Raw genomic sequence first — 5,231 nt, 5'->3', positions numbered from 1 at the left:
GATAAAGGTTGGCTGTATAAGCTTAGCCTCACACGTTTCACCAAAAATTTCGTCTATCAGTTTACCTTTACCCATTGAATCGTCTATCTCTACATCGAGTTTTTTAGCAGTATCGGCCAGCTGTTTTTCATCCATTTTACTGATATCGATACCTGTAAAATGCTCAATGGCTTCGAACATAGTGAATCGCTTCCATGGGCGTTTAAAATCAATTTCATGCTCGCCAACCTGCACTTTTGTAGATCCATGGAGTTTAAGGGCGATTTTCTCGACCATCTCTTCCACGAGTTCCATCATCCACTTGTAATCTTTATAAGCCACGTAAAGCTCCATTTGTGTAAACTCCGGATTATGGAAACGGCTCATACCCTCATTACGGAAGTCTTTTGCAAATTCAAAAACACCATCATAACCACCAACGATCAGTTTCTTCAGATACAGCTCATTTGCAATTCGCAGATATAAAGTTTGATCGAGCTTATTGTGATGTGTTTTAAAAGGTTTTGCCGCAGCGCCACCATAAATGGGTTGCAAAATTGGTGTTTCTACTTCCAGGTAATCTTTATCATTTAAAAAGTTGCGCATCGTTTGAATTAATTGCGCACGCTTCTTGAAGGTATCCCTTACAGGAGTGTTCACAATTAGATCCAAATAACGCTGACGATAACGTTGTTCGGGATCGGCAAAAGCATCATAAGTTTTTCCGTCTTTTTCCTTTACAACGGGCAGAGGGCGCAGTGATTTGCTCAAAACCGTAAGATCGTTCACATTTACCGATATTTCCCCCATACGTGTTTTAAAAACCTTTCCTTTAACTCCAATGATATCGCCAATATCGAGCAATTTTTTAAACACATTGTTATACAGCGCCTTATCTTCTTCCGGGCACAATTCGTCACGGTTAAAATATAGCTGTATGCGGCCTTTTTCATCCTGCAACTCAGCAAAAGAGGCCTTGCCCATAATTCTGCGGGACATTAAACGTCCGGCAAGCGTAACCTCCTGCATATTTTCTTTTTCCTCGTTGTAACCATCCTTTATATCCTGTGAATAGTGGGTTACCTCATATTTCGCCGCCGGATAGGGATCTATTCCCAAATTTTGAAGCTCCTCAAGAGCTTTTCGACGTATTACTTCCTGTTCGCTCAATTCTAAAAATCCCATATCAAAAAAATTTTCGGCAAAGATAGCTAAGTTTTCAATGGGTCGAAAATTTCAAAACCAAAATTCACAGGCAATTAATAAAATTCTTCTCCATTTAACCTTTTTTGCATTTTAATACCAGGGATTTTATGCCTATCTTTACGTTCAATTTTGGGGTGCCGTCTGATTCTCTGTTTATGGCAGGTCGGAACACCTACGTGTCAGAAAAGTGCAGCATTATGGAAGAAAAAAAATGGGTTATTAAGGAAAAAGGCGATCCCGAAGTCATTTCAAAATTAGCAAAGGAACTTAATATAGACGAAATACTTGCGCAATTATTAATACAGCGCAACATTACCAGTTTTGACCAGGCCAGGGCATTTTTCCGACCTGAGCTCAAAGATCTTCACGATCCTTTCCTAATGGTTGATATGGACAAAGCTGTAGAACGAATCAATACCGCACTGCAGCGCAATGAGAGAATTTTGGTTTATGGTGATTATGACGTGGATGGAACTACATCTGTTGCTATGATGTATTCATTCCTGCATCAGTTCCATAAAAACATCGATTACTATATCCCCGACAGATATAGCGAAGGCTACGGCATCTCGGAAAAAAGTATTGAATACGCCGAAAAAAACAATGTTTCTTTGGTTGTTGCACTTGATTGCGGTATCAAGGCCATAGATAAAATTACCATGGCCAATGAAAAAAACATCGATTACGTTATCTGCGATCACCATACACCTGCAGACACGCTTCCTGATGCTTACGCTATTTTAGATCCAAAAAGAGCAGATAGCCAGTATCCCTTCAAAGAGCTATCGGGATGCGGGGTTGGTTTTAAACTCATTCAGGCCTTTTTATCAGCCAATAACATGGACATGAGCAAAGCATATGAGTATCTTGATATTCTGGCAGTAAGTATCGCTTCAGATATCGTACCACTCATTGGCGAAAACCGTGTGCTTGCCCACTACGGACTTAAAAAGATCAACGATAGCCCATCGGTGGCACTCAAAGCTATAATGGAAGTATCAGAACTTGATAAGCACATTGTCATATCCGATATTGTTTTCAAGATTGGCCCAAGGCTCAATGCAGCAGGCCGCATGGATAGCGGACAAATGGCAGTTGATCTGTTGGTATCGAAAGACCTGGAGGAGGCAAGGGCCATAAGTCAAAAAATTAACAATGAAAACAAAAGCCGTAAAGATGTTGACCGACAAATAACCAATGAAGCGCTTGATCTTGTAATGCAAGAGGGTTTAGACTCAAAAAAGTCTATCGTATTATTTAATCCGAACTGGCTTAAGGGCGTAATTGGAATTGTCGCATCAAGACTGGTCGAACATTACTACAAACCGACCATTATTTTCACCCGTTCAAATGGCCTCATTACAGGGTCTGCAAGATCGGTATTTGGATTTAATATTTATGAAGCAATCACGGAGTGTGGCGACTTGCTTGAAAACTATGGTGGGCATATGTATGCTGCTGGATTATCAATCAAAGAAGAAAACTTTAACATATTTAAATCAAGGTTTGAAGAAGTTGTACGCAAACGCATAAGACCAGACCAAACAGTTCAGAAAATACATGCCGATGCAGTAATAACATTAGATCAGATCACACCCAAGTTTTTCCGTATACTCAAACAATTTGAACCATTCGGACCAGAAAACATGACGCCGGTCTTTATTACTGAAAATCTATATGACTCCGGATTTAGTCGCTGTGTAGGTAAGGACGGAAAACACCTGAAACTTATGCTTGCCGATAAAAAAGGCGGCGAAACGCTCTTCCCGTCCATTGCATTCAACCAGGCTGAACACTGGCATAAGGTTGCAGATAAAACCAATTTCCATATTTGCTACAGCATCGACGAAAACACCTACAGAAACAAAACAACAATACAGCTCCGGATAAAAGACATTCATTTTAACAAATATCATAGTCAGAAAGCGACTGAAAATATCACGAACCCAGGCACAAATAAAAACTAATGACTACCGAACAACTGAAATCGCAGATTGATTTTCTCTGGGAGAACAGAGCAGACATAAACAAACCGGAAAACAAACAAATAATTGCCCATGTTATTAAAATGCTTGACGAAGGTGAAATAAGAGTTGCAGAACCAACTGATAGCGGGTGGATAATCAATGAATGGGTAAAAAAAGCTGTTGTGCTCTATTTCCCCACCAGGGAGATGGAAACCATTGATGTGCATCCGTTTGAATTTCATGATAAAATACCGCTAAAAACAGGTTATAAAGAAAAGAAAGTACGCGTTGTGCCGCATGCGATTGCACGCCACGGTAGCTACGTGGCACCTGGAGTAATTATGATGCCTTCGTATGTAAATATCGGCGCATATGTAGATAGCGGAACCATGGTTGACACCTGGGCTACTGTGGGGTCATGTGCGCAAATAGGACGAGATGTGCACCTGAGTGGAGGAGTAGGTATTGGTGGCGTATTGGAACCCCTGCAAGCCAGCCCCGTAATTATTGAAGATGGTGCTTTTATTGGAAGTCGTTGCATTGTAGTAGAGGGAGTGCACATAAAAAAAGAAGCGGTTTTGGGCGCCAACGTGGTCTTAACCAAATCAACTAAAATTATTGACGTAACAGGTGCTGAGCCCAAAGAATTTAAGGGAATTATTCCCGAGCGCTCAGTCGTAATACCCGGAAGTTATCCCAAAAAATTCAGTGCAGGGACCTACAATGTACCCTGTGCGCTCATTATTGGCCAGCGCAAACCAAGCACTGATAAAAAAACCTCTTTGAACGATGCATTAAGAGATTATGAAGTAGCCGTATAACAAAAACCTAATCTCAATTATGAACGACGACGTAAAAAAAGCTAAAGCTGCACTGATAGCTGGTGGAATCATATGTTACCCAACAGACACTATTTGGGGTTTAGGATGCGATGCCACCAACCCCGAAGCTGTGGAAAAGCTCTTTAAAATAAAAAAACGCGATACATCGAAAAGTATGCTGATATTGCTCAATGATATCGGACGTGTACCCTCTTATATTGAGGAAATGCCGGATATTGCCTATGACCTTTTTGAAACTGCTACCTCTCCCCTGACACTTATTTTACCTAAAGCAAAAAATCTGGCACCAAACCTTATTGCAGATGATGGCGGCATTGCAGTTAGAATTATTGATCATCCCTGGTGCAATAAATTACTCCAACAATTTAAGAAACCTATAGTATCAACTTCGGCCAACTTTTCGGGTGATTCTACAGCCAAAATATACGACGACATAAGCGAGGAAATACTCAGCCAATGCGACTATGTAGCAGAATATGACCGTGATAATATCATTAGTGGAAAAAGCTCATCGATTATTAAGCTGGGAACTGGAGGCGAAGTTGAAATTATTCGCGAATAATACGCTTTGAAACCTCTGGGGAAGGTAACTGGCAGGTCTCAGGATCAGGAAACCATTTTTTACGGTTGCGAGCGATCCAACGATAAACCCCATTTGTTATACTTTCAGGCAAAACCCTAAAAATCAACAAAAAAGACCAAAACGTCCTTAAGTGTTTTAGGATATTAAACGCGGCTTCAGATTCTGTATAAAGCTCCCCCTCCTCCAACAGCACAACACTTTCTGCATTAAGCAAATCCGCTCCCAAAAACTCTTCTGCTGTTTTTGACTGTAAGGGGCAAAACAAAAAATGTTGATAGCGGTCGTGTTTGATGATAAAATTAATACTGCGGCTGCATAAACCACAGTTACCATCAAAAAAAACAATGGGTTTATTTGGCAAGTTTTGTTTCAATGAGTTTTACAAGTTTTTGAAACTCTCCCTTTTTAAAACCACTGTGGGCATAAATTAGTTTGCCTGAAGGACCAATTAAATAATTACGTGGAATATATTTCCTGGCGTAGAGCTTGTAAATACTGCGCTTGGGGTCTGCAGCTATGTGAAAAGTAAACTTTTTTCGTTCGTTGAACAATTCAAGTTCATTGATATTATGTTCGCGGCCAATGGCAATAACAACAAGATCTTCTCCGGCCAACCTCTGCTGAATATGTTTCTCCATTAATGGCATTTCTTCC

General features: G+C 40.5%; 6 protein-coding genes. 3 read left to right on the top strand and 3 right to left on the bottom strand.

Features of this window, described 5'->3' with window-relative positions:
- On the bottom strand, positions 1–1,164 hold a 1,164-nt coding region (locus tag VJ937_RS02025; RefSeq protein WP_324065251.1), incomplete at its 3' end, for a lysine--tRNA ligase.
- A gap of 218 nt (positions 1,165–1,382) precedes the next feature.
- Here VJ937_RS02025 and recJ point away from each other — a divergent pair.
- The 3 genes from recJ to VJ937_RS02010 are packed head-to-tail and all read left to right on the top strand — an operon-like array spanning position 1,383 to position 4,556.
- Entirely contained in the window at positions 1,383–3,152 is a 1,770-nt protein-coding gene (gene recJ / locus VJ937_RS02020; RefSeq protein ID WP_324065250.1) for a single-stranded-DNA-specific exonuclease RecJ, read from the top strand.
- A complete protein-coding gene (locus tag VJ937_RS02015; protein ID WP_324065249.1) occupies positions 3,152–3,973 on the top strand; it encodes a 2,3,4,5-tetrahydropyridine-2,6-dicarboxylate N-succinyltransferase in 822 nt (273 codons plus the stop codon). The genes recJ and VJ937_RS02015 overlap by 1 nt, the downstream gene beginning before the upstream one ends.
- A 19-nt stretch (positions 3,974–3,992) precedes the next feature.
- On the top strand, positions 3,993–4,556 hold the full coding sequence (locus tag VJ937_RS02010; protein WP_324065248.1) for an L-threonylcarbamoyladenylate synthase: 564 nt from the start codon (positions 3,993–3,995) through the stop codon (positions 4,554–4,556).
- On the opposite strand, the gene VJ937_RS02005 is transcribed toward VJ937_RS02010, so the two are convergent.
- Both VJ937_RS02005 and VJ937_RS02000 read right to left on the bottom strand, forming a co-directional pair.
- Positions 4,543–4,950, bottom strand: a complete 408-nt coding sequence (locus tag VJ937_RS02005) for a thiol-disulfide oxidoreductase DCC family protein (RefSeq protein ID WP_324065247.1) — start codon at positions 4,948–4,950, stop codon at positions 4,543–4,545. The two genes, VJ937_RS02010 and VJ937_RS02005, sit on opposite strands and share 14 nt — an antisense overlap.
- The coding region (locus tag VJ937_RS02000; RefSeq protein WP_324065246.1) for a TlpA disulfide reductase family protein at positions 4,928–5,231 on the bottom strand (304 nt) is incomplete at its 5' end. The genes VJ937_RS02005 and VJ937_RS02000, both read right to left, overlap by 23 nt.

This window comes from Salinivirga sp., assembly GCF_035268865.1.
Taxonomy (GTDB): domain Bacteria; phylum Bacteroidota; class Bacteroidia; order Bacteroidales; family Salinivirgaceae; genus Salinivirga.
The sequence above is the reverse complement of the archived record's forward strand: the minus strand, read 5'-3'. Positions and strand labels throughout refer to the sequence as shown.

Coding starts and splice junctions, on each gene's coding strand:
- recJ (WP_324065250.1), top strand. CDS start 1,383: ATGGAAGAAAAAAAATGGGTTATTAAGGAAAAAGGCGATCCCGAAGTC.
- VJ937_RS02015 (WP_324065249.1), top strand. CDS start 3,152: ATGACTACCGAACAACTGAAATCGCAGATTGATTTTCTCTGGGAGAAC.
- VJ937_RS02010 (WP_324065248.1), top strand. CDS start 3,993: ATGAACGACGACGTAAAAAAAGCTAAAGCTGCACTGATAGCTGGTGGA.